Below are 25,337 nucleotides of genomic sequence, written 5' to 3'. Positions count from 1 at the left end.
GAAAAGCTGAGGCCAGCCGCTGTGGAAAAAAGATAACGCAGGGGTTCAGAGCAGCACCACGTCATATTGTTCCTGGGAATACATGGTTTCCACCTGGAAGCGAATGGTGCGCCCGATAAACCCTTCAAGCTCGGCAACGTTGCCGGACTCTTCGTCGAGCAGTCGGTCGACCACTTTCTGGTTCGCCAGCACGCGATAACCCTCGGCCTGATAGGCTCGGGCTTCACGAAGTATCTCGCGGAAAATCTCGTAACAGATGGTTTCCGCAGTCTTCAGCTTGCCGCGACCCTGACAACTGCTGCACGGTTCGCACAGCACTTGCTCCAAGCTTTCGCGGGTACGCTTGCGGGTCATCTGCACCAGGCCCAACTCGGTAATCCCGATGATGTTGGTCTTGGCGTGATCGCGCTCCAGCTGTTTCTCCAACGTACGCAACACCTGGCGCTGATGCTCTTCATCTTCCATGTCGATGAAGTCGATGATGATGATCCCGCCCAGATTGCGCAGACGCATCTGCCGGGCAATCGCAGTGGCCGCTTCGAGATTGGTCTTGAAGATGGTTTCTTCCAGATTGCGATGACCGACGAATGCCCCGGTATTGACGTCGATGGTAGTCATGGCTTCCGCCGGATCGACCACCAGATAGCCACCGGATTTCAGCGGTACCTTGCGCTCAAGCGCTTTCTGGATTTCGTCTTCGACGCCGTACAAATCGAAAATCGGCCGCTCGCCCGGGTAATGTTCCAGACGATCGGCGATTTCAGGCATCAGTTCGGCGACGAACTGCGTGGTTTTCTGGAAGGTTTCCCGGGAATCGATGCGGATTTTCTCGATCTTCGGATTGACCAGGTCACGCAGCGTACGCAGGGCCAGACCGAGGTCTTCGTAGATCACACTCGGCGCAGATATGGTTTTGATCTGTTCGTTGATCTGATCCCACAGGCGCCGCAGATAGCGGATGTCCATAAGGATCTCATCGGCCCCGGCGCCTTCAGCGGCGGTACGCAGAATAAACCCGCCAGCCTCCTTGATGCCTTCTTTGGCCACACAATCGGTGACCACCTGCTTAAGGCGATCGCGCTCGGCTTCGTCTTCGATTTTCAGCGAAATACCGACGTGGGCGGTGCGCGGCATGTACACCAGGTAGCGCGACGGAATCGACAATTGCGTGGTCAACCGCGCGCCTTTGGAGCCTATCGGGTCTTTGGTGACCTGCACCACCAGGCTCTGACCTTCGTGCACCAGCGCGCTGATACTTTCCACCGCAGGGCCTTCGCGCAGAGAAATCTCCGCAGCATGAATGAACGCCGCACGATCCAGACCGATGTCGACGAACGCTGCCTGCATACCCGGCAGCACCCGGACAATCTTGCCTTTATAGATGTTGCCGACGATCCCGCGTTTTTGCGTGCGCTCGACGTGGACTTCTTGCAGCACACCGTTTTCGACCACCGCCACGCGCGACTCCATCGGCGTGATGTTGATCAGAATCTCTTCACTCATGGCAGGATCTCGTTCAGGCATGTTCACGATAATGGCCGCATCTTGTTCGTACGACGCTTATTGCGCGTTCAGGTTTTGCCAACAGGGTATGCCGAAATGGCCCAACAGTTCTGCGGTTTCGCAAACAGGCAACCCGACCACCGCCGAATAACTGCCATTGAGCCCCGCGACAAATACCGCACCGAGCCCCTGAATGCCGTATCCACCGGCCTTGTCCCGGGGCTCGCCGCTGGCCCAGTAGGCAGCGGCCTCTTCGCGGCTGATCGGCCGGAACCGCACCAGACTGCGCACCACCCACGAGTCGCAGCGCTCACCTTCGAGCACGGCAATCGCCGTCAGCACTTCATGCTCCTTGCCGGACAACATCATCAGCATGGCGCATGCATCGGCTTCGTCCACCGGTTTGCCAAGAATTTTGCCGTCCAGCACCACCGCGGTGTCGGCACCCAACACGCAGAATGCCTGGCCGGACACGACCGTGCGCCGGCCGGCCTCAGCCTTGCCGCGCGCAAGGCGCTCGACATAGGCCGATGGCGATTCTTCGGGCAACGGGGTTTCATCGATATCCGCGCTGATGGCGGAGAACGGAACGCCGATCTGCGTGAGCAACTCACGCCGACGCGGCGATCCAGAGGCGAGGTAAAGCGGCTTCATCAAAACGTCTCCCTGTTCAGTGCCCTGCTTCACCGGATCAATTGATTTTGTAGCGGCGGCGCAATCCACGCAGGGCGAAACTGATCCAGGGCCAGAGCAAGGCGCTGACCAGTGCCGGCAAGACCAGCGCCAGAGTCGGCTGACGGTTGCCGGTCAATGCACTGAGCCACAACTGCACCAGTTGTGCGAGGCCGAAGATCACCAGGATCACCAGGCACTGTTGCCACATCGGGAACATTCGCAAGCGTTGTTGCAGTGACAGCACCAGGAAAGTGATCAGCGAGAGGACGAGCGCGTTCTGCCCGAACAGATCACCCTGCAGCACGTCTTCGGCCAGACCCAGGCAGAACGCCGTGACCATGCCGACCGTCTGCGGCATGTACAGCGCCCAGAACGTCAGCAGCAACGCCAGCCACAGCGGACGCAGTATTTCCATGAAGATCGGCAACGGCGAGACGCTGAGCAACAAGCCGATAACAAACGTCAGCCAGACCAACCAGCCATTTCGAGAGGCTTTTACACCGACCATTATTCTCGTCCCCCAGTGGTGACTGGCGCCGTCGCCGGCGGTTTGGCGGGCGGTTTGCTGGCTGCTGGCGCAGAAGCCGGTGGCTTTGTCGCCGTCGGAGCAGTCGCCGGCGGCTTGCTCGCGCCAGGCTTGACCGGCGTCGCGGCGGGCACTGTGGCGGCGGGTGCCTGTTCGGCGGTTGGCGTTGCGGCAGGCGCCGGCATGACCAGCGGTCGCGAAACGTTAACCGGCTGCATCGGACCGCCGCCATGGGCATCCAGAGCTTCCTGAGCCTGCGCGGCGTCGTTGGCGCGCTCCTCGGCGGTGCGCGAGTCACTGAACACCAGCAGCAGGTAGCGACTACGGTTCAACGCAGCAGTCGGCACGGCGCGAACGATTGCGAACGGTTGACCGGAATCGTGGATCACTTCCTTGACCGTCGCCACCGGATAACCCGCCGGAAAACGCTGACCGAGGCCAGAGCTGACCAGCAAATCGCCTTCCTTGATATCCGCCGTGTCGGCGACGTGGCGTAGTTCCAGACGTTCCGGGTTGCCGGTACCGCTGGCGATTGCCCGCAAACCGTTACGGTTCACTTGCACAGGAATGCTGTGAGTTGAGTCGGTCAGCAGCAATACACGGGAGGTGTACGGCATCAACTCGACCACCTGCCCCATCAGACCGCGTGCATCGAGCACCGGCTGACCGAGGACCACGCCGTCGCGCTCACCTTTGTTGATGATGATGCGGTGGGTGAAGGGGTTGGGGTCCATGCCGATCAACTCGGCTACTTCAACCTTTTCGTTGACCAGCGCTGAAGAGTTGAGCAACTCGCGCAGCCGAACATTCTGCTCGGTCAGTGCGGCAAGCTTCTGCATGCGGCCCTGATACAGCAGGTTTTCGGTCTTGAGTTTTTCGTTTTCGGCGATGAGTTCGGTGCGACTGCCGAACTGGCTGGCGATACCGTCCCACAGCCGTCCGGGCAGGTCGGTGATCCAGTAGGCATCCATCAGCACGAGCGACGCTTGTTTGCGCGCAGGCTTGAGCAGATCAAAGCGGGCATCGACCACCATCAGCGCAACCGACAACACGGCCAGCACCAACAGGCGGACGCCCAGTGAAGGGCCCTTGGCGAAAAGCGGTTTAATAAGCCGCTCCTCCCAGGCAAATGTTCTGTTTATTCATACGGCATCAAACCGGCCTGGATGAAGACTGACAGAAGATAAACGCCAACAGGCAGCACTGCAAAGTGCTGCCTGCGCGCTCACCCACGTATTGCACTCGGCGACTTATTCGCTCGAGAGCAGATCCATGGTGTGCTTATCCATCATTTCCAATGCACGGCCACCGCCGCGAGCAACGCAAGTCAGCGGATCTTCGGCAACGATCACCGGCAGACCGGTTTCCTGAGCCAGCAACTTGTCGAGGTCACGCAGCAGCGCGCCACCACCGGTCAGCACCAGGCCACGCTCGGCGATGTCGGAAGCCAATTCCGGCGGCGACTGCTCCAGGGCGCTTTTCACGGCCTGAACGATGGTGGCCAGGGACTCTTGCAGAGCTTCCAGCACTTCGTTGGAGTTCAGGGTGAATGCGCGTGGAACGCCTTCGGCCAGGTTGCGACCGCGAACGTCGACTTCGCGAACTTCGCCGCCCGGGTAGGCCGTACCGATTTCCTGCTTGATTCGCTCGGCGGTGGATTCGCCGATCAGGCTACCGTAATTGCGGCGCACATAAGTGATGATCGCTTCATCGAAACGGTCGCCACCAACGCGGACGGATTCGGCGTAAACCACACCGTTCAGGGAGATCAGCGCGATTTCGGTAGTACCACCACCGATATCGACGACCATCGAACCGCGCGCCTCTTCTACCGGCAGGCCGGCACCGATCGCAGCAGCCATTGGCTCTTCGATCAGGAACACTTCACGCGCACCGGCACCAAGAGCCGATTCACGGATGGCACGACGCTCAACCTGGGTGGATTTGCATGGAACACAGATCAGCACACGAGGGCTAGGCTGCAGAAAGCTGTTTTCGTGAACCTTGTTGATGAAGTATTGCAGCATCTTTTCGCAGACGCTGAAGTCGGCGATCACGCCGTCCTTCATCGGACGAATGGCAGCAATGTTGCCCGGCGTACGGCCGAGCATGCGCTTGGCCTCGGTGCCGACAGCAACGACACTTTTCTGATTACCGTGTGTCCGAATGGCCACAACCGATGGCTCATTCAGGACGATACCGCGCTCGCGCACGTAAATAAGGGTGTTGGCAGTGCCCAGGTCAATGGAAAGATCGCTGGAAAACATGCCACGCAGTTTCTTGAACATGGGAAAGGGACCCTAGGCAACGCGTGGGTAAAAAAGTGCGGCAAACTCTAACAACGACAGGGATTTTGGGCAAGGCGCCAATATGTTAAATTGGCCGCTTTTCTGTGCACCAAGCCCCACAATCGCGGCCTTATGACCGTAGAAGTGCGGTAGTGTTCCGACAATCTAACACACGGACGCCGTCCGTTCTGTTTTCCACTGGAGAATCCCGATGGCGCTAGAACGCTCCGACGTGGAAAAAATCGCTCATTTGGCCTGCCTTGGCCTCAATGATGCCGATCTTCCGCACATTACTTCCGCCCTCAACAGCATTCTCGGGCTGGTCGACGAAATGCAGGCTGTTAATACCGACGGTATCGAGCCTCTGGCCCACCCGCTGGAAGCCAGTCAGCGCCTGCGCGCCGACGTCGTGACCGAGACCAATCATCGCGAGGCCTATCAGTCCATCGCACCAGCGGTCGAAAACGGCCTGTATCTGGTTCCGAAAGTCATCGACTAAAGGGAAAGAGCCTGCAATGCATCAAATGACTCTGGCCGAGATCGCCCGCGGTCTCGCCGATAAAAAGTTTTCCTCCGAAGAGCTGACCAAAGTCCTGCTGGCGCGTATCACCCAGCTCGACCCGCAGCTCAACAGTTTCATCAGCCTCACCGAAGAGCTGGCCATCGAGCAGGCGAAAGCCGCCGACGTACGCCGGGCCAACGGTGAGAGCGGCGCGCTGCTTGGCGCGCCGATCGCCCACAAAGACCTGTTCTGCACCCAGGGCATCCGCACCAGTTGCGGCTCGAAGATGCTCGACAACTTCAAGGCCCCGTATGACGCCACCGTGGTCGCGAAACTGGCCGCAGCCGGTGCCGTGACCCTGGGCAAGACCAACATGGACGAATTCGCCATGGGTTCGGCCAACGAGTCGAGCTGGTACGGCGCAGTGAAAAACCCGTGGAACCTGGAACACGTGCCGGGCGGTTCGTCCGGTGGTTCGGCGGCGGCCGTTGCCGCTCGTCTGTTGCCTGCGGCCACTGCCACCGACACCGGTGGTTCGATCCGTCAGCCGGCCGCGTTCACCAACCTCACTGGCCTGAAACCGACCTACGGTCGCGTTTCGCGCTGGGGCATGATCGCTTACGCTTCCAGCCTCGATCAGGGCGGCCCGTTGGCGCGCACTGCCGAAGACTGCGCAATTTTGTTGCAAGGTATGGCCGGCTTCGATCAGAACGACTCCACCAGCATCGATGAGCCCGTGCCGGATTACTCCGCCAGCCTCAACACGTCGCTGCAGGGCCTGCGCATCGGTGTGCCGAAGGAATACTTCAGCGCCGGTCTCGACCCGCGCATTGCCGAGCTGATCCAGAACAGCATCAAAGAGCTGCAGAAGCTCGGTGCCGTGATCAAGGAAATCAGCCTGCCGAACATGCAGCACGCGATTCCTGCGTACTACGTGATCGCCCCGGCCGAAGCTTCTTCGAACCTCTCGCGTTTCGACGGCGTGCGTTTCGGCCACCGTTGCGAGCAGCCGAAAGACCTGATCGACCTGTACAAGCGCTCCCGTGGCGAAGGCTTCGGGCCTGAAGTACAGCGCCGGATCATGGTCGGTGCCTATGCGCTGTCCGCCGGTTACTACGACGCCTACTACCTGAAGGCGCAGAAAATCCGTCGTCTGGTGAAGAACGACTTCATGGCTGCCTTTAATGAAGTCGACATCATCCTCGGCCCGACCACGCCGAACCCGGCCTGGAAACTCGGCGCCAAGAACAGCGACCCGGTCGCTGCCTATCTGGAAGACGTCTACACCATCACCGCCAACCTCGCGGGCCTGCCGGGCCTGTCGATGCCGGCCGGTTTTGTCGACGGTCTGCCGGTTGGCGTGCAACTGCTCGCTCCGTATTTCCAGGAAGGCCGTTTGCTCAACGTTGCGCATCAGTATCAGTTGAACACTGACTGGCACACCCGCACCCCAACCGGCTTCTGAGGAGACACACATGCAATGGGAAGTCGTGATCGGGCTGGAGATTCACACTCAGCTCACTACCCGGTCGAAAATCTTTTCCGGTAGTTCCACCACGTTCGGTTCCGAGCCGAACACGCAGGCCAGCCTGATCGATCTGGGCATGCCGGGCGTTTTGCCGGTGCTGAACCAGGAAGCAGTGCGCATGGCGGTGATGTTCGGTCTGGCGATTGACGCCGAGATCGGTCAGCACAACGTGTTCGCCCGTAAAAACTACTTCTACCCGGACCTGCCGAAGGGCTACCAGATCAGCCAGATGGAATTGCCGATCGTTGGCAAGGGCCACCTGGACATCGCGCTGGAAGACGGCACGGTCAAACGTGTCGGCATCACCCGCGCGCACCTGGAAGAAGATGCCGGCAAGAGCCTGCACGAAGAATTCAACGGTGCTACCGGCATCGACCTGAACCGTGCCGGCACGCCGCTGCTGGAAATCGTCTCCGAGCCGGACATGCGCAGCGCCAAGGAAGCCGTGGCTTACGTCAAGGCGATCCACGCGCTGGTGCGTTACCTGGGCATCTGCGACGGCAACATGGCCGAAGGTTCGCTGCGTTGTGACTGCAACGTGTCGATCCGTCCGAAAGGTCAGGAAGCCTTCGGCACGCGCTGCGAGATCAAGAACGTCAACTCGTTCCGTTTCATCGAGAAGGCGATCAACTCCGAGATCCAGCGTCAGATCGAGCTGATCGAAGACGGCGGCAAAGTGATCCAGCAGACCCGTCTGTACGATCCGAACAAGGACGAAACCCGTCCGATGCGCTCCAAAGAGGAAGCCAACGACTACCGTTACTTCCCCGATCCGGACCTGCTGCCCGTGGTCATCGAAGAGTCGTTCCTGGGCGAGGTGCGCGCCACCCTGCCGGAACTGCCTCCGCAGAAACGCGAGCGCTTCCAGGAGCAATTCGGTCTGTCGGTCTACGACGCTAGCGTGCTGGCCACCAGCCGCGAACAAGCCGACTACTTCGAGAAAGTTGCAGCCATCGGCGGCGACGCCAAACTGGCGGCGAACTGGGTGATGGTCGAGTTGGGCAGCCTGCTCAACAAGCAAGGCCTGGACATCGACGAGTCGCCGGTTTCCGCTGAACTGCTGGGCGGCATGCTGCAGCGCATCAAGGACAACACCATCTCCGGCAAGATCGCCAAGGTTGTGTTCGAAGCGATGGCCAACGGCGAAGGCAGCGCGGACGAGATCATCGAAAAACGCGGTCTCAAGCAAGTCACCGATAGCGGCGCGATCTCGGCGGTGCTGGACGAAATGCTCGCGGCCAATGCCGAGCAGGTCGAGCAATACCGCGCGGCAGACGAAGCCAAACGCGGCAAGATGTTCGGCTTCTTCGTCGGTCAGGCCATGAAAGCCTCCAAAGGCAAGGCCAACCCGCAGCAAGTGAACGAACTGCTGAAAAGCAAGCTCGAAGGCTGACCACAATGGAGCCAGATCCACATCCTGGCTCCACCCCTTGTGGGAGTAACCTGTGGCGAGGGGATTTATCCCCGTTGGGCCGCGAAGCGGCCCCAATTGCTGAGCTTGATTTGCACCAGATAAACCGAGTTCTCAGATTTTGGGACTGCTGCGCAGTCCAACGGGGATAAATCCCCTCGCCACAGGTCGCTCCCACATTTGTTTCGGGAAACCTTTGAATGAAGCGTCTGTTAGTCAGCTGCGCCCTGCTCTCTTTACTGGCCGGATGCGCCAGCACCGACACCATCGACCCGCACGGTTACGACCAGACCGGCGTCGCCTCCTATTACGGAGCCAAACACCACGGTAAACGCACCGCCAGCGGCGAAGCGTTCAACCAGCATGGCCTGACCGCCGCCCATCGCCAGTTGCCGTTCGGCACCCGGGTAAAGGTCACCAATCTGAAGAATGACGAATCCGTCGTGGTGCGTATCAACGACCGCGGCCCCCATACCCGTGGCCGACTGATCGACCTGTCCCGCGAGGCCGCAAACCAGATCGGCATGCTGCGCGCCGGTACTGCGCGGGTCCGCATTCAGGCCCTCGACTGATGGAGCGCCGACCATTTTCGGACTGACCGATTTACCGCTGATCAGCGTGATCGAATTGCTCGCCGGGCTATGCCTGCTGATCTTCGGTGCCGAACTGATGGTGCGCGCAGCGGTGCGCCTCGCCGCGCGACTGAATGTACGGCCACTGATCATCGGCCTGACCATCGTCGCCCTCGGCAGCAGCGCACCGCAGATGGCGGTGAGTCTGCAAGCCGCACTGGCGCACAATCCCGACATCGCCGTCGGTAGCGTGGTCGGCAGCAGCATCTTCAACATCCTCGTGACCCTCGGTTTGTCGGCGCTGATCATTCCGCTGCGCGTGTCGCGGCAACTGGTGCGCCTCGATATTCCGCTGATGATCGGTGCCTGCCTGCTGGTGTTCGTTCTGGCGTGGAATGAGGAAATCGGTCGCATCGACGGCATCCTCTTACTGGGCGCACTGGCGCTATACCTTGGTTTGCTGCTGCGCCAGTCACGGCACTCGACACGACCGCATTCGGAGCATCCCGAAGCAGCGCAGACGTCCTGGATCGGTTGTTCGCTGATGATCATTGTCGGTCTGGCGATGTTGGTCTTCGCCGGGCATCTGCTGTTGGGCGCTGCCGTTGTGGTGGCGACCGATCTTGGATTTTCCGAGCGCGTCATCGGCCTGACCGTGGTGGCCGTCGGCACCTCGCTGCCGGAACTCGCGACCTCGCTGATCGCCGCATTGCGCGGGCAACGGGACATTGCGGTAGGCAACGTGATCGGTGCCAATCTTTTCAACTTGCTCGGGGTACTCGGCATCACCGCGTTGATCGCGCCGACACCGCTGTCGGTGTCGCCCAATGCGCTGGATTTCGACTTGCCGGTGATGCTCGGTGTCGCAGCGCTGTGTCTGCCGGTGTTCTATTCCGGCTACCGCGTGACCCGCGCCGAAGGTCTGCTGCTGCTTGGTTTGTATCTGGCGTACGGGCTGCATGTGGTGTCGTTCACCACCGGCATGCCGCTGGCCGGCAAGCTTGAGCGGCTGATGTTGTTTTACGTCTTGCCGACGCTGCTGACGTTTTTGCTGATCACGTCAGTCATCGCCTGGCGCCGCCAACACCACAAAAAGGATATGCCATGACCGAGTCGAAGAAGTCCGGGGTTGAAGTCCGCCGCCAGGTAATGGGCGATGCGTTTGTTGATCGGGCGCTGGGCAACGCCACGGAATTCACCCAGCCGCTGCAGGATTTCGTCAATGAGCATGCCTGGGGTGGCGTGTGGAACCGCGAAGGCCTGCCGTTGAAGACCCGCAGTTTGATCACGCTTGCTGCGCTGACTGCCTTGAAATGTCCGCAAGAGCTGAAAGGTCATGTGCGCGGAGCGCTGAACAATGGCTGCACAGTGGATGAGATTCGCGAGGCGCTGCTGCATTGTGCGGTGTATGCCGGTGTGCCCGCGGCGATCGATGCGTTTCGCGCGGCGCAGGAAGTGATCGATACCTATCAGAAGAGCTAAAAGATCGCAGCCTTCGGCAGCTCCTTGTATCTCGACTATCGCTCCGTCAGGAGCGATAGTTCTCGACTGATCATCGAGGGAGGGACTTGGAAGCCGTGCAGCTCCTTAGGCTTTTTGCCTGTGATGTAGATCGTGCTCCAGCCCTCCACACTCACTCGTATAGTTCGAACGGTATCTTGGGCCCGTCTCTGGCGAGAGCCCGCATTCGCAAGGTTGGACAGAGTGCAGTGATGATCGAAAACGGATTAATGGAGAAACGGTCATGTCCAATTTCGTCGGCGTCGATGTCGCTAAAAATACCTTTGATATTGCCACTCACCTGCCAAACGGCAAGCACAAAACCAAGGCCAAACTGGCTAACGACTCAAAAGGTTTCAAAGAGTTTGACGCCTGGCTGAACAAGCAGGTCGAGCCTACAGCTCTGATCGTGATGGAAGCCACCAGCGTTTATCACCTGGAACTTGCCGAGTTCGTCTACAACAAGGGTTACCGGGTCTGCGTCGTCAATCCGGCTACGACCCACGCTTACGCTGACAGCGAGCTGCGCCGGATCAAAACCGACAAAAGCGACGCCAAATTGATCGCTGACTTTGCTCGGGAAAAGGCTGAAAAGCTTCAGCTTTGGGCTCCAGAGCCGCTGAAATATCGTCAGCTAAAGGCGATGGTACGTCGCTTGGATGACCTTCAGGAAATGGAGCAAATGGAGCTCAATCGCCTGGATGTGTCCGACGAAAAGGTCAAAGACTCGATCAACTCTGTGCTGCGTCACATCGAGAAAGAGATCGTTGAAACTCACAAAGCAATCAAAAAACACATCGACGATGATCCAGACATGCGCCAAATGCGCGACTTGATCGTGACCATCGACGGTATCGGCCAGAAAACCCTTGAGCGGCTGCTGGCCGAGTTGGGCGACCTGCGTAAATATGACGACCCTCGCAAGCTGGTCGCTGCCGCCGGGTTGAACCCAAAGCTGCAGGACTCGGGAAAGTTCAAAGGCAGAACAGTGATTTCGAGAATCGGATCGGCTCGCGTTCGGGCGGGTCTATACATGCCTGGGTTGGTTGCACTGAAGCACAACAAGGCAATCATCGCCATGAAGGACCGCTTGAAGGCCAACGGCAAGGCCCCCAAGCAAATCATCTGTGCAGCGATGCGCAAACTCCTACATTTTGTCTACGCCGTTCTTAAATCGGGCCAGCCATTTGACCCGAAAATTGCCCTTGCCCGATGAGGGGCAAGACGGTATCTACAGGGGAACGCAATCCTGTGTAGGAGCTGCCGCAGGCTGCGATCTTTTGATCTTGCCGGTCAGATCCACCCACCCCACTGCAACACAAAGATCCCGAGATTGGTGGTGATCGCCGCCATCAGAGTGGTCAGCACAATGATCGCCGCCGCCAGCTCGTGATTGCCCTGCGCCGCCCGGGCCATGACAAAACTGGCCGCCGCCGTCGGGCTGCCGAAGTACAGAAACAGAATACCCAGCTCAGCCCCGCGAAAACCGCATAGCCATGCGCCGAACGTCGCCAGCACCGGCAGGCCGATCATCTTCACCAGACTGGAACTGAGCGCCATGTTGCCGCTCTTGCGCAGCGCCGCCAGCGACAAGGTGCCGCCGATGCAGATCAGCGCCAGCGGCAAAGTGGTCTGCGCCAGATACTGGCCGGAGGTTTCCAGCCACCCCGGCAGACCGATCTTGAAATAGGCAAACGGCGCCGCCGCGATCACGCTGAGGATCAGCGGATTGCTGAACACGCTTTTGCAGATGCTCCACGGATCGGACTTGATCACCGGGCTGTACACCGCCAGCACGATGGTCGACAGCGTGTTGTAAAACAGGATCACCAGCGCCGCGAGAATCGCCCCGAGGGAAATCCCATAGTCGCCGTACATGCTCGCGGCCAGTGCCAGGCCGATCACACCGTTGTTGCCGCGAAACGCGCCTTGGGTATAGATGCCGCGATCTTCACGCGGACAGCGCAAAATCGCCCAGCCCCAGGCCACAGCAAAACTCACCAGCGTGGCAATGGAGAAATAGATCAGCAGTGCCGGTTGCAACGCGGCGTGCAAGTCGGCATGCAGGATGCCAAGGAACAGCAACGCCGGCATGGTGACGTTGAACACCAGCGACGAGGCCGTGTGGATGAAGTTGTCGTTGATCCAGTCGATGCGCTTGAGCAGCACACCGAGAAACAGCATGGCAAACACCGGCGCGGTGATGTTCAGGGTTTCGAGGAAGATTGCCAGCATGCCGGGGAGCCTTGGGTGAGCGTCGTTAGGGGGCTAATGATAAGCCAAAAGCTTCAAGAGCCCCTCACCCTAACCCTCTCCCGGAGGGAGAGGGGACTGACCGAGGTGTCTTTCGCTATACATCGACCTGAAAGTGCGAGTCGATTATGGATTCAGCCAAGCACTTTCAGGTCGATGTACTTCTAAAATATTCCCGAATCGGCCCCCTCTCCCTCCGGGAGAGGGCTGGGGTGAGGGTAAGCTTTTGACCTCCCCCCAAAACTCAGGTAATCGGCGCCGGATTGAACAACGTAATGTCGTTATGCAGTTTGTGCTTCTCCGCCCACGTCTGCTGCTTGCCGCTCGCCACGGCCAGGTAGTAGTGGAACAACTCCCAGCCCAACTCCTCGATCGTCGCCCGCCCGGTGGCAATCCGCCCGGCGTCGATGTCGATCAAGTCAGGCCAACGCTGCGCCAGCTCAGTACGCGTCGAGACCTTCACCACCGGCGCCATCGCCAAGCCATATGGCGTGCCGCGCCCCGTGGTAAACACATGCAGGTTCATCCCCGCCGCCAACTGCAACGTGCCGCAGACAAAATCACTGGCCGGGGTCGCACAGAAAATCAGCCCCTTCTGCTTGAAGCGCTCGCCCGGGCCAAGCACGCCGTTGATCGCGCTGCTGCCGGATTTGACGATCGAGCCCAGCGACTTCTCGACAATGTTCGACAACCCGCCCTTCTTGTTGCCCGGCGTGGTGTTGGCGCTGCGATCCGCTTCGCCCTTGGCCAGATAACGGTCGTACCAGTCCATCTCGCGCACCAGTTCCTCGGCGACAGCCTTGGTCTGGGCGCGAGAAGTCAGTAGATAAATCGCATCACGCACTTCGGTGACTTCGGAAAACATCACCGTCGCCCCCGCGCGCAGCAGCAAGTCCGAGGCGTATCCCAGCGCCGGGTTGGCGGTGATGCCGGAGAACGCGTCGCTGCCGCCGCACTGCATGCCGAGGATAAGCTCGGACGCTGGCACGGTTTCGCGGCGACGCTGGTCGAGCTTCTTCAAGCGGACTTCAGCCAGTTGCATGATCTGCTCGATCATCTCGGTAAAACCGTGACTGGAATCCTGCAAGCGATACAGCCACGGCTCGCTGAGATCCACCGAAGCATCGTCCTCGTGCATCACCTGCCCGGCCTGCAATTTCTCGCAGCCCAGACCGATCACCAACGCCTCGCCACCCAGGTTCGGGTTGCGTGCCAGATTGCGCACCGTGCGAATCGGGATGTAGGCATCGGTGGCCGTGATCGCCACGCCGCAGCCGTAACTGTGGGTCAATGCGACTACGTCATCGACGTGCGGGTACTTCGGCAGCAGTTCTTCCTTGATGCGTTTCACCGCGTGATCGAGCACGCCAGTCACGCATTGCACGGTGGTGGTGATGCCGAGGATGTTGCGCGTGCCGACCGTGCCGTCGGCGTTGCGATACCCCTCGAAGGTGAAGCCTTCCAGTGGTGCCTGAGCGTCCGGCACCTCGGTCGACAGCGGCAGGCTGTCCAGCGGCGGCGCGGTCGGCATGCGCAGTTGATCTTCCTTGACCCAACTGCCACGGCGGATCGGCTGCAAGGCATAACCGATGATCTGGCCGTAGCGAATCACCTGGCCGCCCTCGGGAATGTCCTCCAGAGTGACCTTGTGGCTTTGCGGCACAAAATCCAGCGTCACCAGGCCATCGGCGAATTCAGTGCCGGCCGGTACGCCCTGGTCATTGACCACAACCACGACGTTGTCCCGCTCGTGCAGGCGGATGTAGCGCGGCGAGTCGGAATGTTCAATCAACTGCATGACGCCGCTCCTCAGGAATGCGCTTGAGACAATTTGCCGGTGGCTTCAGTACCACCTTGGGTTGGCGGCTCTTTCAACACGACACGCTTGATCGGGCCAACGATCACCAGATAGCTGAACACCGCGACCAGTGCGTTGGCACCGACGAACACCAGCGCCCACTTGAACGAACCGGTGGAGCTAATGATGTAGCCAATCACGATCGGCGTGGTGATCGAAGCGATGTTGCCGAAGGTGTTGAACAGGCCACCGCTCAGACCGGCAATCTGTTTCGGCGAGGTGTCGGAAACCACTGCCCAGCCGAGAGCGCCAACGCCTTTGCCGAAGAATGCCAGGGCCATGAAGCCGACCACCATCCACTCAACATCGACATAGTTGCAAGCCACGATGCTGCTGGACACCAGGAGGCCGGCGATGATCGGCGCCTTGCGGGCGAAGGTCAGAGAATGGCCCTTACGCAGCAGGTAATCGGAAATCACCCCGCCGAGCACACCACCGATGAAACCGCAGATCGCCGGCAAGGACGCAATGAAACCCGCCTTGAGAATGGTCATGCCACGCTCTTGCACCAGATAAACCGGGAACCAGGTCAGGAAGAAGTAAGTGATGCCGTTGATGCAGTATTGGCCCAGGTATACGCCGAGCATCATGCGATTGGTCAGCAACTGACGAATGTAATCCCACTTCGGGCCGTCGGATTTTTTGCCGCGCTGGTCCATGTCGACCATGCCGCCGTTTTCGGCGATGTGTTTGAACTCGGCATCATTGATGCGCGGGTGTTCGCCCGGGCTGTAGATCACTTTCAGCCAGATCAGCGAGAAGACGATCCCGAGAATACCCATGACGATGAACACGTGTTCCCAGCCAAAGCTGTAAACGATCCAGCCCATCAGTGGGGCGAACAACACGGTGGCAAAGTATTGCGCCGAGTTGAAAATCGCCGAGGCGGTACCGCGTTCAGCAGTCGGAAACCAGGCAGCGACAATGCGTGCGTTGCCGGGGAAGGACGGCGCTTCAGCCAGGCCGACCAAGAAGCGCAGCATGAACAGCGCAACAATCGCCGTGGACATGCCGAATTCACCGACAAAGCCTTGCAGCACGGTGAACAGCGACCAGGTGAAAATGCTCAGGGCATAGACTTTTTTCGAGCCGAAGCGATCGAGCAACCAGCCACCGGGGATTTGCCCGGCCACGTAGGCCCAACCGAATGCGGAGAAGATGTAACCGAGGGTGACCGCGTCGATACCGAGGTCTTTTTGCAGGCTGGAACCGGCGATCGCGATGGTGGCGCGGTCGGCGTAGTTGATCGTGGTCACCAGAAACAGCATGAGCAGGATCAAATAGCGGACGTGAGTCGGCTTGGACGATTGCATGTAGATGTACTCCCACTGATTATTTTTATGCGCGGGTGAATCTGTTGTGTATTCGCTTGCTCCCTGTAGGAGCTGCCGCAGGCTGCGATCTTTTGATCTTGTTTTTAAGATCAGGATCAAAAGATCGCAGCCTTCGGCAGCTCCTACAGGGGTATTGCGTGTATCAGGAGCCGATGTAGGCGGTTTTCACCACGGTGTAGAACTCTTGCGCATAGCGGCCTTGCTCACGTGATCCATAGGATGAACCCTTACGCCCACCGAATGGAACGTGATAATCCACGCCCGCCGTCGGCAGGTTGACCATCACCATCCCGGCCTGGGAGTGGCGCTTGAAGTGGTTGGCGTACTTCAGCGACGTGGTGGCAATGCCCGCCGACAAACCGAATTCGGTGTCGTTGGCCATGGCCAGTGCGGCGTCGTAATCGGCGACGCGGACGATGTTCGCCACCGGGCCGAAAATCTCTTCGCGGCTGATCCGCATCGAGGCTTCGCTGTCGGCAAACAGGGTCGGCGCGAGGAAGTAGCCCTCGGTGTCGCAGGTCACCAGACCACCGCCGCTGACCAGACGTGCACCTTCGGACTGACCGATGTCGATGTACTTCATGTCCTGCTCAAGCTGCGCTTGCGAAACCACTGGACCGATATCGGTGCCGGATTTCAACGCGTGACCGACCTTGATCGACTTCATGCGTTCGGCCATGGCCTCAACGAACTTGTCATGAATTCCGGCAGTGACGATCAACCGGCTCGACGCCGTGCAACGCTGACCGGTGGAGTAGAACGCGCTCTGCACCGACAGTTCGACCGCTTGCTTGAGGTCGGCGTCGTCGAGAATGATCTGCGGGTTCTTGCCGCCCATTTCCAACTGAACCTTGGCCTGACGCGACACACAGTTGACCGCGATCTGCCGACCGACGCCGACCGAACCGGTGAAGCTGATGCCATCGATTTTCGGGCTGTTGACCAGCGCCTCACCGACGACACGACCGCTGCCCATCACCAGGTTGAACACGCCGGCCGGGAAGCCTGCGCGAGAAATGATTTCGGCCAACGCCCAGGCGCAGCCCGGGACCAGATCGGCAGGTTTGAGCACTACGCAGTTGCCGTAAGCCAGGGCCGGAGCGATCTTCCACGACGGAATGGCGATCGGGAAATTCCACGGGGTGATCAGGCCGACCACGCCGAGTGCTTCGCGGGTCACTTCGACGTTGACGCCCGGGCGCACCGACGGCACGTAGTCGCCGGACAGACGCAGGCATTCACCGGCGAAGAATTTGAAAATGTTGCCGGCGCGGGTCACTTCGCCGATGGCTTCGGGCAGGGTTTTGCCCTCTTCCCGAGCCAGCAAAGTGCCGAGTTCTTCGCGGCGGGCGAGGATTTCCGTGCCGACTTTATCCAGCGAATCGTGACGGGCCTGAATGCCCGAAGTCGACCACGCCGGGAACGCCGCGCGGGCGGCGTCGATGGCGGCGTTAACCTGAGTCAGGTCAGCCTTGGCGTAGTCACCAATGGTGTCGCTCAACTCGGAAGGGTTGATGTTGGCCGAGTAATCGGCAGCGGCGACCCATTCACCGTTGATGTAGTTGTCGTAACGTTTTGCATTTGCCACGGGACAGCCCTCGAAACTAAAAGCCTTCACGCAAAAAGCCGCTGATTGCTCAGCGGCCTCGGTTTGTCGTGTGTTACTGCGCACCTTGCTTGTCGATCAGTGCGGCGAGCATTTCGTACTCTTCGCCGGTCAGGTCGGTCAGCGGTGCCCGCACCGGGCCTGCGTCATAGCCGGCGATTTTTGCGCCCGCCTTGACGATGCTCACGGCGTAACCGGCCTTGCGGTTGCGGATGTCCAGGTACGGCAGGAAGAAGTCATCGATGATCTTGCCGACGGTGGCGTGATCTTCACGGGCAATCGCGTGGTAGAAATCCATCGCGGTTTTCGGAATGAAGTTGAACACTGCCGACGAGTAAACCGGCACGCCCAGCGCCTTATAGGCAGCGGCGTAGACTTCGGCGGTCGGCAGACCACCCAGGTAGCTGAAGCGATCACCGAGGCGGCGACGGATCGACACCATCAACTCGATGTCGCCCAGACCGTCCTTGTAACCGATCAGGTTCGGGCAGCGCTCGGCCAGACGTTCCAGCAGCGGCGCGGTCAGGCGGCAGACGTTGCGGTTGTAGACGACCACGCCGATCTTGACCGATTTGCACACCGCTTCAACGTGGGCGGCAACGCCGTCCTGGCTGGCTTCGGTCAGGTAGTGCGGCAGCAGCAACAGGCCTTTGGCGCCCAGACGTTCGGCTTCTTGAGCGTATTCGATGGCCTGACGGGTCGAACCGCCAACGCCGGCGAGGATCGGCACGCTGGTTTCACAGGTGTCGACGGCAGTCTTGATGATTTCCGAGTATTCGCTGGCGGCCAGGGAGAAGAACTCACCCGTGCCACCGGCTGCGAACAAGGCCGAAGCGCCATACGGGGCCAGCCATTCCAGACGCTTGATATAGCCCGCGCGGTTGAAATCGCCCTGCGCGTTGAAATCGGTGACCGGGAAAGACAGCAGGCCGGCAGAGAGGATGGACTTCAGTTCTTGTGGATTCATTATTCGAACACCCTGGGTAGCAATATTGTTGTGAGTAAACCTTTCAGCGCTCGCTGAAGTTGTAGGTCATCGTACAACTTAAAAGATAACCGTCAACTGCATTTCATCGTTGGCGGGCACTTTTTGTCGGACAAGATCGTTTCTTGACGTAGGAAATTTCTCGGCTAAGGTTTGTTTAACTGTATATACATACAGCCAAGCATAAACCTTCCGATGACATATCAAGGAGAAAGAAATGTCCGGTCTACACCCGAAACCTCAGGAAAAACCCAAGCCGATCATTGCCCGTTTTGATGATCTGTTCACTGAATCCGGCATCGGCTTTGACGCCGAAAATCCGCATCTGGTGCTGCACATCGCCGATGCCCACAGCGATGTCGAACCGGTCACTGCCCTCCCCGCAAACGCCTTTAAAGGCAGGCCGCAGGCACGCTTCGAAGGTGGCGAACACACGGCCATCGGCGACAACACGCTGCTGCGCTTTGTCGAAAATGCCGAACCGGTGCTCGCGCAAAACGTGCAACTGCACCTGCCGAACGGCTCAGCCTTCACTTACGGCCAGGTTCTGGCGTTGGGGGGTGATTTCTACGGCATCCCGGATCGCCCGATCAGCGAAGGCGCTACGCCGGTGGATCGCCTGCAACGTTTCAACGCCGCTTTCGACTCTCTTGCGGTGTTGCCCGCCGCACGGGCCGAAGCCACGCAGATTCTTGCGGTAATGCAAAAAGAGATCGACGCGGTTAAACAGGCCATCAGGACGGGAAACAACCGCACGAAGCCTACGACGCGTTAGGAGATACGTTGTCCGAAGAGTGGAACAAAATCACCGGTGGCGGCAGTTTTGTCTCGGCGCTGTTCCCGCTCGGGCGTTACCTGAAACTGGCGGCAAATAACGCTGACCACTTTGGCGAATGGGCAAAACTGGCCTATATCGCCGGCCACACCGCCGCGCTGCAAACCGCCATTGCTGCCCGCGCCAATCAGGATGAGCTGCAACTGGAACGGGCTTACGCGATGAACGCGTTTGCCGACCACTTCCTCACCGACCTGTTTTCCTCCGGCCACCTGCGGGTGCCACGCAAGGAGCTGGCGGCAGTGGTGACACCGAGCGATCTGGGTTCGTTGATCACCCGTTTTATGCACGATGAGGACAGCAAATTCGGCCTCAAGGTACAAAACAGTCGTGGTGATCAGTGGCGGGCATACGGTGACAAGCGCTACTTCGAGGCCACCGACGCCGACAACCGCCAACAGGTCAATCAAGCGGTGCAAACCTCGGCAGATGAAGTGTTCGCGGCTTACCTCAGCGGCAACCTCCCCGCGCCTTCCGCGTTCGCCGCGCTCAAACGCCTGCCGGACCTGACGGCGGTACTGAATCTGGCGAACAACTTCTCGCCACTGTTCCGCACCGAAGGCGGCAAAGTGTTGCGGCGCAAGGACGTCAACAACCTCAACGACACCGCGACCGTCGACGACTGGTGGGGCTGGAGCACTTACCTGCTGCTCAAGGATTACCACCCGACCGGCAACGTCAATTAATCAAGGAGAACCGCCATGACGATCACATTGAAACTGGAACTGGCCTCGGGCGAATCGCTCAAGGGTGCGCCGCTGGAGTTGTTGGCCAAAGGCCTGCCGATCGCCCGGGCGACGGTAAATGCCCAAGGTTACGCCACCTTTGATGCCAAACCCGTTGCCGGCCTGCTCGCCGTAAGAGTTGACCGGTCAATTCTGCCGCGCCACTGACAACATCCGCCCCCCCCTGCCGGGACTGCCGCAGGGGGGGCTTTGAAATGACTGGAAATGAACGGTTTAAAACACCTTCCGCGAGAGTCTTTTACCGTGCAGAACCGCCGTGAATGGATCACGGCGCACTACGCATGGAGAGCGACCCTCATGACTTTAGCCTCACCCACACTCCCGCAATTTCTGCCTCATTCATCTGAAACGGTAACCGTGAACTTGTCGGAACTGAGCGATCACCTGATCGTTGAGGTCCCGGACTCCAGCGACTTTGCAGCCAATTGGAGCGTCTACGCCATTCTTGGCGACGATCCCGAAGAGCCCGAATGGGCAGGCGAAGAAGTCGATACTGGCGCCTGGGATGACGCCGAGGACGAGATGGAAAAACTCACGGGCATCGAATTGCAGATTCCGAAGGAAGTGCTGAAGACGTACGTGAGTTGCGAAATTGAACTGCGCTACAAGTTTCAGGACGAATCGAGCATGGAGCCGTTTTCGGCCCCGCTGATGCTGCGTATCGAAGCCTAAGCCGTTACCCCCTCTGCGCCTGCGCCTCTTCATGGGCCTGGCGCAGTCTTTCGCGGCTGTTGGTCAGGTGCAGGCGCATGGCCGCACGGGCCGCATCGGAATCCTGGCGGGCGATGGCCTCGTAGATTTCTTCGTGCTCGCGGCTCAGGCGATTCATGTAGTGCTGCTGATCGTCATGGGCCAGTCGCGCGGAATTCAGCCGGGTACGCGGAATGATGCTGGTGCCCAGGTGGGTCATGATGTCGGTGAAATAGCGGTTGCCCGTGGACAGGGCGATTTCCAGGTGAAACGCGAAGTCAGAAGCCACGGCATCGCTGGCATGGGCGACACTGTCGTTCAGCGCATCGAGGGCGGCACGCATGGTTGCCAGTTGCTCGGGGCTGCGGCGTTGCGCGGCGAGGCCGGCGGACTCCACTTCGAGGCTGATGCGCAATTCAAGAATGGCCAACACGTCACGCAGGGTAACGACGGTGGCCGGGTCGATACGAAAGCCGCTCGGGCTCGGTGTGTCGAGCACGAAGGTACCGATGCCGTGGCGGGTTTCCACTTGGCCGGCGGCCTGCAAACGGGAAATCGCCTCGCGCACCACCGTACGGCTGACGCCATGGGCTTCCATGATCGCCGACTCAGTGGGCAATTTGTCGCCGCGCTTGAGCAGGCCATCGCGGATCTGCTCGCTCAGCACCGTCACCAGTTCCTGAGCCAGACTGCGGCGCTTGCGCGGCAGCCGCGGGGTTTCGATCGCGTTTTCCATAGTCTGTATCTTGTCTCGAAAATTCGGCTTGGGGGCATCATAGCTCAAGCGGGTTGTACGATCACTGGTCGGCTCACATCGCTTCTCTGTAGGAGTGGAGGTGATCAGGCGTTCACGGTCTGCTCAACCAAATGACCGCTGTCGATCCGCACATGCCGTGGGTGGAAGCGTTTGAGGCTGCTGCGATGACCAACGCTGACGATGCTCAACCCCGGCAACTGATCGATCAGTGCCTGATACAGCGTCGCTTCGTCCTCTTCATCCATCGCCGAGGTCGCTTCGTCCATGTACAGCCATTGCGGCGCATAGAGCAGCGCGCGGGCGAAGGCCAGACGTTGCTGCTCACCTGGCGACAGCATGCGCTGCCAGTGATTGGCTTCATCTACACGGGCGACCAGATGCGGTAAACGACAGGTTTCCAGCACCTCGGCGTAGCGTTCCGACGAATACGTATCACCCGGTTGTGGATAACTCAGCGCGTCTCGCAGAGTGCCGATCGGCAGATAGGGTTTCTGCGGCAGGAACAGATAACGCGCCGCCGGCAGTCGAATGCTGCCGTGGCCCGCCGGCCACAAATGGCCCATCGCCCGAAGCAAGGTGGACTTGCCGCTGCCGGAGCGGCCGCTGAGCATCAGGCGCTCACCCGGTTCGACGGTCATGTCGGCGCTGGTCAGCAGATGACGACCATCGGCCAGATCCAGTCCGAGGTCATGCACCTTCAATTCGCGGCCCTGATTCTGTACATCGATGGCTGGAGGACGCTCTTCATTGTCGGTCATCGCCTGGCGGAAACTCAGCAGACGATCACAGGTGGCACGCCAGGAAGCGAGGCTCTGGTACGCGTTGATAAACCAGCTGAAGCTCTCTTGAACGTTGCCGAATGCCGAGCTGATCTGCATCAGCTCGCCAAGTTCGATCTTACCGGCGAGGTAACGCGGCGAAGCAACGATGAACGGAAAGATGATGGCGGCCTGGCTGTAACCGGCGGTGAAAAACGTCAGGCGCTTGGACACTTTCATGATGTCCCAGAAGTTGTGCCAGACCATCCCGAAACGGTTACTCAGCCGGCGGTTCTCATTCGGCTCACCGTTGTACAACGCGATACTCTCGGCGTTCTCACGTATCCGCACCATAGAGAAACGCAGGTCAGCTTCGAAACGTTGTTGCTTGTTGTTCAGACCGATCAAGCGACGACCGATCAAATGCGTCAGCCAGCTACCCACCACGGCGTAAACCAGCACGCACCAGAACATGTAGCCGGGAATGGTGATGCCATAGATTTCGATGCTGCCCGACACACCCCACAAAATGATCGAGAACGACACCAGACTGACGATATTGCGCAACAGCCCGATACCCAGTTCAAGGGTGTTGGAGGTAAAGCTGTTGAGGTCTTCGGAAATCCGCTGATCCGGGTTATCGGTGTAACCGCCCTGCTCCAGCTGGTAATAATTCTTGTCGGCGAGCCAGCGGGAGAAATGCTTTTCGGTCAGCCACGCCCGCCAGCGGATCGTCAGCATCTGCGTCAGATATTGTCTGTATACGGCACCGACAATCGCCACCGCTGCGATTGCACAAAAGTAGAGAATCAGATTCCAGAACGCCGCTTCATCCTTCTTTTGCAGCGCGTTGTAAAAATCCTTGTACCAGGTGTTGAACCACACCGAGATGCCCACGCTGACCAGCGAGAGTGCGATCACTGCAATCAGCAGCGTCCAGGCCTTGACCTTCTCCTCACTGCGCCAATAAGGCGTGATCATCGCCCACACTTTGCGAAAAAACTGCCCGCGCACAGCATCGTTGACCGCGGAATATTCAGCGTTCTGATTCATGGAAAAGGCTCGATATAGAAAAGAACAGACACGCACCGATCATAGATGATCGGTGCGTTTTATCGCGAGGGCTGGCGATAGTCGTTCAGCGCAGGTTCAGCGACGAACAGGACGTTTCTGCAGTTTGCGCTGCAGCGTGCGGCGGTGCATGCCCAGGGCGCGGGCAGTGGCGGAGATGTTGCCTTCGTGCTCGGTGAGCACGCGCTGGATGTGTTCCCATTGCAGGCGGTCGACCGACATCGGGTTTTCCGGCACCAGCGTGTCGAGGTCGGCGTGCTCAGAGAGCAGCGCGGCAAGGACGTCGTCGGCATCAGCGGGTTTGCACAGGTAGTTGCAGGCGCCACGCTTGATCGCCTCGACCGCAGTGGCAATGCTTGAATAACCGGTGAGGATCACCACGCGCATTTCCGGGTCGAGTTCGAGCAACTTCGGCAGCAACACCAGGCCGGAGTCGCCGTCCATCTTCAGGTCCAGCGCGGCGTAGTCAGGCAGATCGGCCTGGGCGATGGTCAGGCCTTCCTCGGCAGAACCGGCGGTGCTGACGCGAAAGCCACGGCGGGCCATGGCGCGGGCCATCACTCGGGTAAAGGTCGCGTCGTCGTCGACCAGCAGCAAATGCGGCAGTTCTTCGCCTTCAACTTGGATTTCGTCACTCATGTTGGTCTCCTCGGGCGCCGTGGGGCAGGCGCAGCTCGGTGAGCGTGCCGCCTTCCTCATGACTATAGAGTTTCACTGAGCCGCCGGCGCGTGTCACGCTGGCCTTGCTCAAAAACAGGCCCAGGCCGAAACCTTTGCCCTTGGTGGTAAAAAACGGTTTGCCGATCTGTTCGGCGATGGCCAGCGGCACACCGGCGCCATGGTCGCGAATACTGATGGTCAGGTTTTCCGCGTCCCAGTCCAGCGTCACCTTGAGGTTTTCCGGGCAGGCGTCGGCTGCGTTGTTGAGCAGATTCAACAGGGCCTGGGTCAGATCCGGCGGCGGCGCCATGCGCGGCACCGTGCCCTGGCCGAGACGATGGAAGCGATAACTGGCTTCCGGGCGCATCAGGTGCCAGCGGTTCAGCGCTTCGTCGAGCCAGACCGTGACGTCCTGCATCTCCACCGCCAGACGCCGGTTGGCTTCGGCGGCGCGCACCAGTTGCTGCAAGGTTTCTTTGCACAGTTTGACCTGATCCTGCAGCACTTTCAGATCGTCCTGCAACATCGGGTCAGGGTGATCCTGCTGCATCTCTTTAAGCAGCACACTCATGGTTGCCAGCGGCGTACCCAGCTCATGGGCGGCGCCGGCGGCTTGGGTGGCGACGGCGAGCAACTGCTGATCGCGCAGGCCTTCTTCACGGCGGATCGCACGCAATTCTTCCTGACGGCGCAACTCTTCGGCCATGCGCGCGGCGAAGAAAGTGATCACCGCAGCGGCCAGGGCGAAACTCAGCCACATGCCGTATATCTGCAGGTTTTCGCGGGCGACCGGCAGAGTTTCCAGCGGGTAAAACCGCGTCAGCATCAAGGTGTACAACGCCAGCGCGATGCCGGACAGGATCACCGAATAACGCCACGGCAGCGTCACCGCCGCAATGGTCAGCGGCACCAGATAATAGGAAACGAAGGGGTTGGTTGAACCGCCGGAGAAATACAGCAGCGCACTGTGGATAACCAGATCGCAGGCCAGTTGCAGCGCGTATTCGAGTTCGGTCACCGGCCACGATGTGCGCAAACGCACGGCGGTAAACACGCAGAGCAGTGTCGAACAGCCGAGCGTCATCGCCAGTTGCACCCACGGCAACGGCAGCAGTTGCAGCCAATAGGCCAGCCCCACAGAGCCGGCCTGCGCGGCGAGCACCAGGGTGCGGATGAAAGTCAGTCGCCAAAGGTTCTGGCGAGTGGCGGAAGTCAGTTGAACGGGGGCGAGCATGAGCTCTCCTGATGAGCGCTCCAGGCGGATCGCACGGAGTATAAC

The 25,337-nt window shown here is 59.6% G+C and carries 23 protein-coding genes and 1 pseudogene; 10 read left to right on the top strand and 14 right to left on the bottom strand.

Features of this window, described 5'->3' with window-relative positions; translation table 11 throughout:
- Positions 1-45: 45 nt before the first annotated feature.
- The 5 genes from rng to mreB form a co-directional block, all read right to left on the bottom strand.
- Complete coding sequence (rng, locus tag ACA074_RS04350) at positions 46-1,503, bottom strand: ribonuclease G (RefSeq protein ID WP_305441406.1); 1,458 nt, start codon at positions 1,501-1,503, stop codon at positions 46-48.
- Positions 1,504-1,560: 57 nt separating this feature from the next.
- A complete protein-coding gene (locus ACA074_RS04345; protein WP_497678505.1) occupies positions 1,561-2,157 on the bottom strand; it encodes a Maf family protein in 597 nt (198 codons plus the stop codon).
- A 37-nt stretch (positions 2,158-2,194) separates the two neighbouring features.
- Positions 2,195-2,686, bottom strand: a complete 492-nt coding sequence (mreD, locus tag ACA074_RS04340) for a rod shape-determining protein MreD (RefSeq protein WP_497616443.1) — start codon at positions 2,684-2,686, stop codon at positions 2,195-2,197.
- A complete protein-coding gene (mreC, locus tag ACA074_RS04335; protein WP_497618195.1) occupies positions 2,686-3,813 on the bottom strand; it encodes a rod shape-determining protein MreC in 1,128 nt (375 codons plus the stop codon). Before mreC ends, mreD begins: the two co-directional genes overlap by 1 nt.
- A 141-nt stretch (positions 3,814-3,954) precedes the next feature.
- The gene (mreB, locus tag ACA074_RS04330) at positions 3,955-4,992 is read right to left on the bottom strand and encodes a rod shape-determining protein MreB (RefSeq protein WP_002555108.1); all 1,038 of its coding nucleotides are present in this window, start codon (positions 4,990-4,992) and stop codon (positions 3,955-3,957) included.
- A gap of 211 nt (positions 4,993-5,203) precedes the next feature.
- On the opposite strand from mreB, the gene gatC reads away from it, so the two are divergent.
- From gatC to ACA074_RS04295, 7 genes are all read left to right on the top strand, one after another.
- A complete protein-coding gene (gene gatC, locus ACA074_RS04325; protein ID WP_007901429.1) occupies positions 5,204-5,491 on the top strand; it encodes an Asp-tRNA(Asn)/Glu-tRNA(Gln) amidotransferase subunit GatC in 288 nt (95 codons plus the stop codon).
- Positions 5,492-5,507: 16 nt separating this feature from the next.
- On the top strand, positions 5,508-6,959 hold the full coding sequence (gatA, locus tag ACA074_RS04320; RefSeq protein ID WP_489879233.1) for an Asp-tRNA(Asn)/Glu-tRNA(Gln) amidotransferase subunit GatA: 1,452 nt from the start codon (positions 5,508-5,510) through the stop codon (positions 6,957-6,959).
- A gap of 10 nt (positions 6,960-6,969) precedes the next feature.
- Positions 6,970-8,415, top strand: a complete 1,446-nt coding sequence (gene gatB, locus ACA074_RS04315; protein WP_489879234.1) for an Asp-tRNA(Asn)/Glu-tRNA(Gln) amidotransferase subunit GatB — start codon at positions 6,970-6,972, stop codon at positions 8,413-8,415.
- A gap of 218 nt (positions 8,416-8,633) precedes the next feature.
- On the top strand, positions 8,634-9,005 hold the full coding sequence (locus ACA074_RS04310; protein WP_187676764.1) for a septal ring lytic transglycosylase RlpA family protein: 372 nt from the start codon (positions 8,634-8,636) through the stop codon (positions 9,003-9,005).
- 46 nt (positions 9,006-9,051) lie between these two features.
- Entirely contained in the window at positions 9,052-10,113 is a 1,062-nt protein-coding gene (locus ACA074_RS04305; protein ID WP_489879235.1) for a calcium/sodium antiporter, read from the top strand.
- Complete coding sequence (locus ACA074_RS04300) at positions 10,110-10,487, top strand: carboxymuconolactone decarboxylase family protein (RefSeq protein ID WP_187676762.1); 378 nt, start codon at positions 10,110-10,112, stop codon at positions 10,485-10,487. The genes ACA074_RS04305 and ACA074_RS04300 overlap by 4 nt, the downstream gene beginning before the upstream one ends.
- Before the next feature lie 262 nt (positions 10,488-10,749).
- On the top strand, positions 10,750-11,721 hold the full coding sequence (locus ACA074_RS04295; protein ID WP_497657519.1) for an IS110 family RNA-guided transposase: 972 nt from the start codon (positions 10,750-10,752) through the stop codon (positions 11,719-11,721).
- A 77-nt stretch (positions 11,722-11,798) separates the two neighbouring features.
- Here the strand turns inward: ACA074_RS04295 and ACA074_RS04290 are convergent, their stop codons facing one another.
- The 5 genes from ACA074_RS04290 to kdgD all read right to left on the bottom strand — a co-directional run bounded on the left by ACA074_RS04290 (position 11,799) and on the right by kdgD (position 18,523).
- Positions 11,799-12,740, bottom strand: coding sequence for an AEC family transporter (locus ACA074_RS04290; RefSeq protein WP_489879237.1), 942 nt, complete (start codon positions 12,738-12,740; stop codon positions 11,799-11,801).
- A gap of 262 nt (positions 12,741-13,002) precedes the next feature.
- Positions 13,003-14,556, bottom strand: a complete 1,554-nt coding sequence (gene garD, locus ACA074_RS04285; protein ID WP_497678504.1) for a galactarate dehydratase — start codon at positions 14,554-14,556, stop codon at positions 13,003-13,005.
- Between the two features lie 11 nt (positions 14,557-14,567).
- Positions 14,568-15,929, bottom strand: a complete 1,362-nt coding sequence (locus tag ACA074_RS04280) for an MFS transporter (protein ID WP_497678503.1) — start codon at positions 15,927-15,929, stop codon at positions 14,568-14,570.
- Positions 15,930-16,092: 163 nt separating this feature from the next.
- Entirely contained in the window at positions 16,093-17,538 is a 1,446-nt protein-coding gene (locus tag ACA074_RS04275) for an aldehyde dehydrogenase family protein (protein ID WP_497678502.1), read from the bottom strand.
- Positions 17,539-17,611: 73 nt separating this feature from the next.
- On the bottom strand, positions 17,612-18,523 hold the full coding sequence (kdgD, locus tag ACA074_RS04270) for a 5-dehydro-4-deoxyglucarate dehydratase (RefSeq protein ID WP_042557640.1): 912 nt from the start codon (positions 18,521-18,523) through the stop codon (positions 17,612-17,614).
- A 235-nt stretch (positions 18,524-18,758) separates the two neighbouring features.
- Between kdgD and ACA074_RS04265 the strand changes: the two are divergent.
- The 3 genes and pseudogenes from ACA074_RS04265 to ACA074_RS04255 all read left to right on the top strand — a co-directional run bounded on the left by ACA074_RS04265 (position 18,759) and on the right by ACA074_RS04255 (position 20,794).
- Positions 18,759-20,062, top strand: a pseudogene (locus ACA074_RS04265) (phospholipase).
- 15 nt (positions 20,063-20,077) lie between these two features.
- Positions 20,078-20,269 carry a hypothetical protein gene (locus tag ACA074_RS04260; protein ID WP_489879240.1) on the top strand — a complete coding sequence of 64 codons (192 nt, stop codon included), beginning with the start codon at positions 20,078-20,080 and terminating at the stop codon, positions 20,267-20,269.
- Between the two features lie 210 nt (positions 20,270-20,479).
- On the top strand, positions 20,480-20,794 hold the full coding sequence (locus tag ACA074_RS04255; RefSeq protein WP_489879241.1) for a hypothetical protein: 315 nt from the start codon (positions 20,480-20,482) through the stop codon (positions 20,792-20,794).
- A 4-nt stretch (positions 20,795-20,798) separates the two neighbouring features.
- Here the strand turns inward: ACA074_RS04255 and ACA074_RS04250 are convergent, their stop codons facing one another.
- The 4 genes from ACA074_RS04250 to ACA074_RS04235 form a co-directional block, all read right to left on the bottom strand.
- Entirely contained in the window at positions 20,799-21,548 is a 750-nt protein-coding gene (locus tag ACA074_RS04250) for a FadR/GntR family transcriptional regulator (RefSeq protein WP_187676755.1), read from the bottom strand.
- Positions 21,549-21,652: 104 nt separating this feature from the next.
- A complete protein-coding gene (locus ACA074_RS04245; RefSeq protein ID WP_497616430.1) occupies positions 21,653-23,380 on the bottom strand; it encodes an ABC transporter ATP-binding protein/permease in 1,728 nt (575 codons plus the stop codon).
- Between the two features lie 96 nt (positions 23,381-23,476).
- A complete protein-coding gene (locus tag ACA074_RS04240) occupies positions 23,477-24,037 on the bottom strand; it encodes a response regulator transcription factor (RefSeq protein WP_007942792.1) in 561 nt (186 codons plus the stop codon).
- Positions 24,030-25,292: an ATP-binding protein gene (locus ACA074_RS04235; RefSeq protein ID WP_187676753.1), complete on the bottom strand. Its 1,263-nt coding sequence runs from the start codon at positions 25,290-25,292 to the stop codon at positions 24,030-24,032. The genes ACA074_RS04240 and ACA074_RS04235 overlap by 8 nt, the downstream gene beginning before the upstream one ends.
- Positions 25,293-25,337: the final 45 nt, after the last annotated feature.

This window comes from Pseudomonas sp. LBUM1655 (assembly GCF_059716085.1).
This window is presented reverse-complemented; position numbering and strand designations above follow the sequence as displayed.

What these genes read in the sequence shown, in the direction of transcription:
- rng (WP_305441406.1), bottom strand. Translation starts at nt 1,503, where the DNA reads ATGAGTGAAGAGATTCTGATCAACATCACGCCGATGGAGTCGCGCGTG.
- ACA074_RS04345 (WP_497678505.1), bottom strand. Translation starts at nt 2,157, where the DNA reads ATGAAGCCGCTTTACCTCGCCTCTGGATCGCCGCGTCGGCGTGAGTTG.
- mreD (WP_497616443.1), bottom strand. Translation starts at nt 2,686, where the DNA reads ATGGTCGGTGTAAAAGCCTCTCGAAATGGCTGGTTGGTCTGGCTGACG.
- mreB (WP_002555108.1), bottom strand. Translation starts at nt 4,992, where the DNA reads ATGTTCAAGAAACTGCGTGGCATGTTTTCCAGCGATCTTTCCATTGAC.
- gatC (WP_007901429.1), top strand. Translation starts at nt 5,204, where the DNA reads ATGGCGCTAGAACGCTCCGACGTGGAAAAAATCGCTCATTTGGCCTGC.
- gatA (WP_489879233.1), top strand. Translation starts at nt 5,508, where the DNA reads ATGCATCAAATGACTCTGGCCGAGATCGCCCGCGGTCTCGCCGATAAA.
- gatB (WP_489879234.1), top strand. Translation starts at nt 6,970, where the DNA reads ATGCAATGGGAAGTCGTGATCGGGCTGGAGATTCACACTCAGCTCACT.
- ACA074_RS04310 (WP_187676764.1), top strand. Translation starts at nt 8,634, where the DNA reads ATGAAGCGTCTGTTAGTCAGCTGCGCCCTGCTCTCTTTACTGGCCGGA.
- ACA074_RS04300 (WP_187676762.1), top strand. Translation starts at nt 10,110, where the DNA reads ATGACCGAGTCGAAGAAGTCCGGGGTTGAAGTCCGCCGCCAGGTAATG.
- ACA074_RS04295 (WP_497657519.1), top strand. Translation starts at nt 10,750, where the DNA reads ATGTCCAATTTCGTCGGCGTCGATGTCGCTAAAAATACCTTTGATATT.
- ACA074_RS04290 (WP_489879237.1), bottom strand. Translation starts at nt 12,740, where the DNA reads ATGCTGGCAATCTTCCTCGAAACCCTGAACATCACCGCGCCGGTGTTT.
- garD (WP_497678504.1), bottom strand. Translation starts at nt 14,556, where the DNA reads ATGCAGTTGATTGAACATTCCGACTCGCCGCGCTACATCCGCCTGCAC.
- ACA074_RS04280 (WP_497678503.1), bottom strand. Translation starts at nt 15,929, where the DNA reads ATGCAATCGTCCAAGCCGACTCACGTCCGCTATTTGATCCTGCTCATG.
- kdgD (WP_042557640.1), bottom strand. Translation starts at nt 18,523, where the DNA reads ATGAATCCACAAGAACTGAAGTCCATCCTCTCTGCCGGCCTGCTGTCT.
- ACA074_RS04260 (WP_489879240.1), top strand. Translation starts at nt 20,078, where the DNA reads ATGACGATCACATTGAAACTGGAACTGGCCTCGGGCGAATCGCTCAAG.
- ACA074_RS04250 (WP_187676755.1), bottom strand. Translation starts at nt 21,548, where the DNA reads ATGGAAAACGCGATCGAAACCCCGCGGCTGCCGCGCAAGCGCCGCAGT.
- ACA074_RS04245 (WP_497616430.1), bottom strand. Translation starts at nt 23,380, where the DNA reads ATGAATCAGAACGCTGAATATTCCGCGGTCAACGATGCTGTGCGCGGG.
- ACA074_RS04240 (WP_007942792.1), bottom strand. Translation starts at nt 24,037, where the DNA reads ATGAGTGACGAAATCCAAGTTGAAGGCGAAGAACTGCCGCATTTGCTG.
- ACA074_RS04235 (WP_187676753.1), bottom strand. Translation starts at nt 25,292, where the DNA reads ATGCTCGCCCCCGTTCAACTGACTTCCGCCACTCGCCAGAACCTTTGG.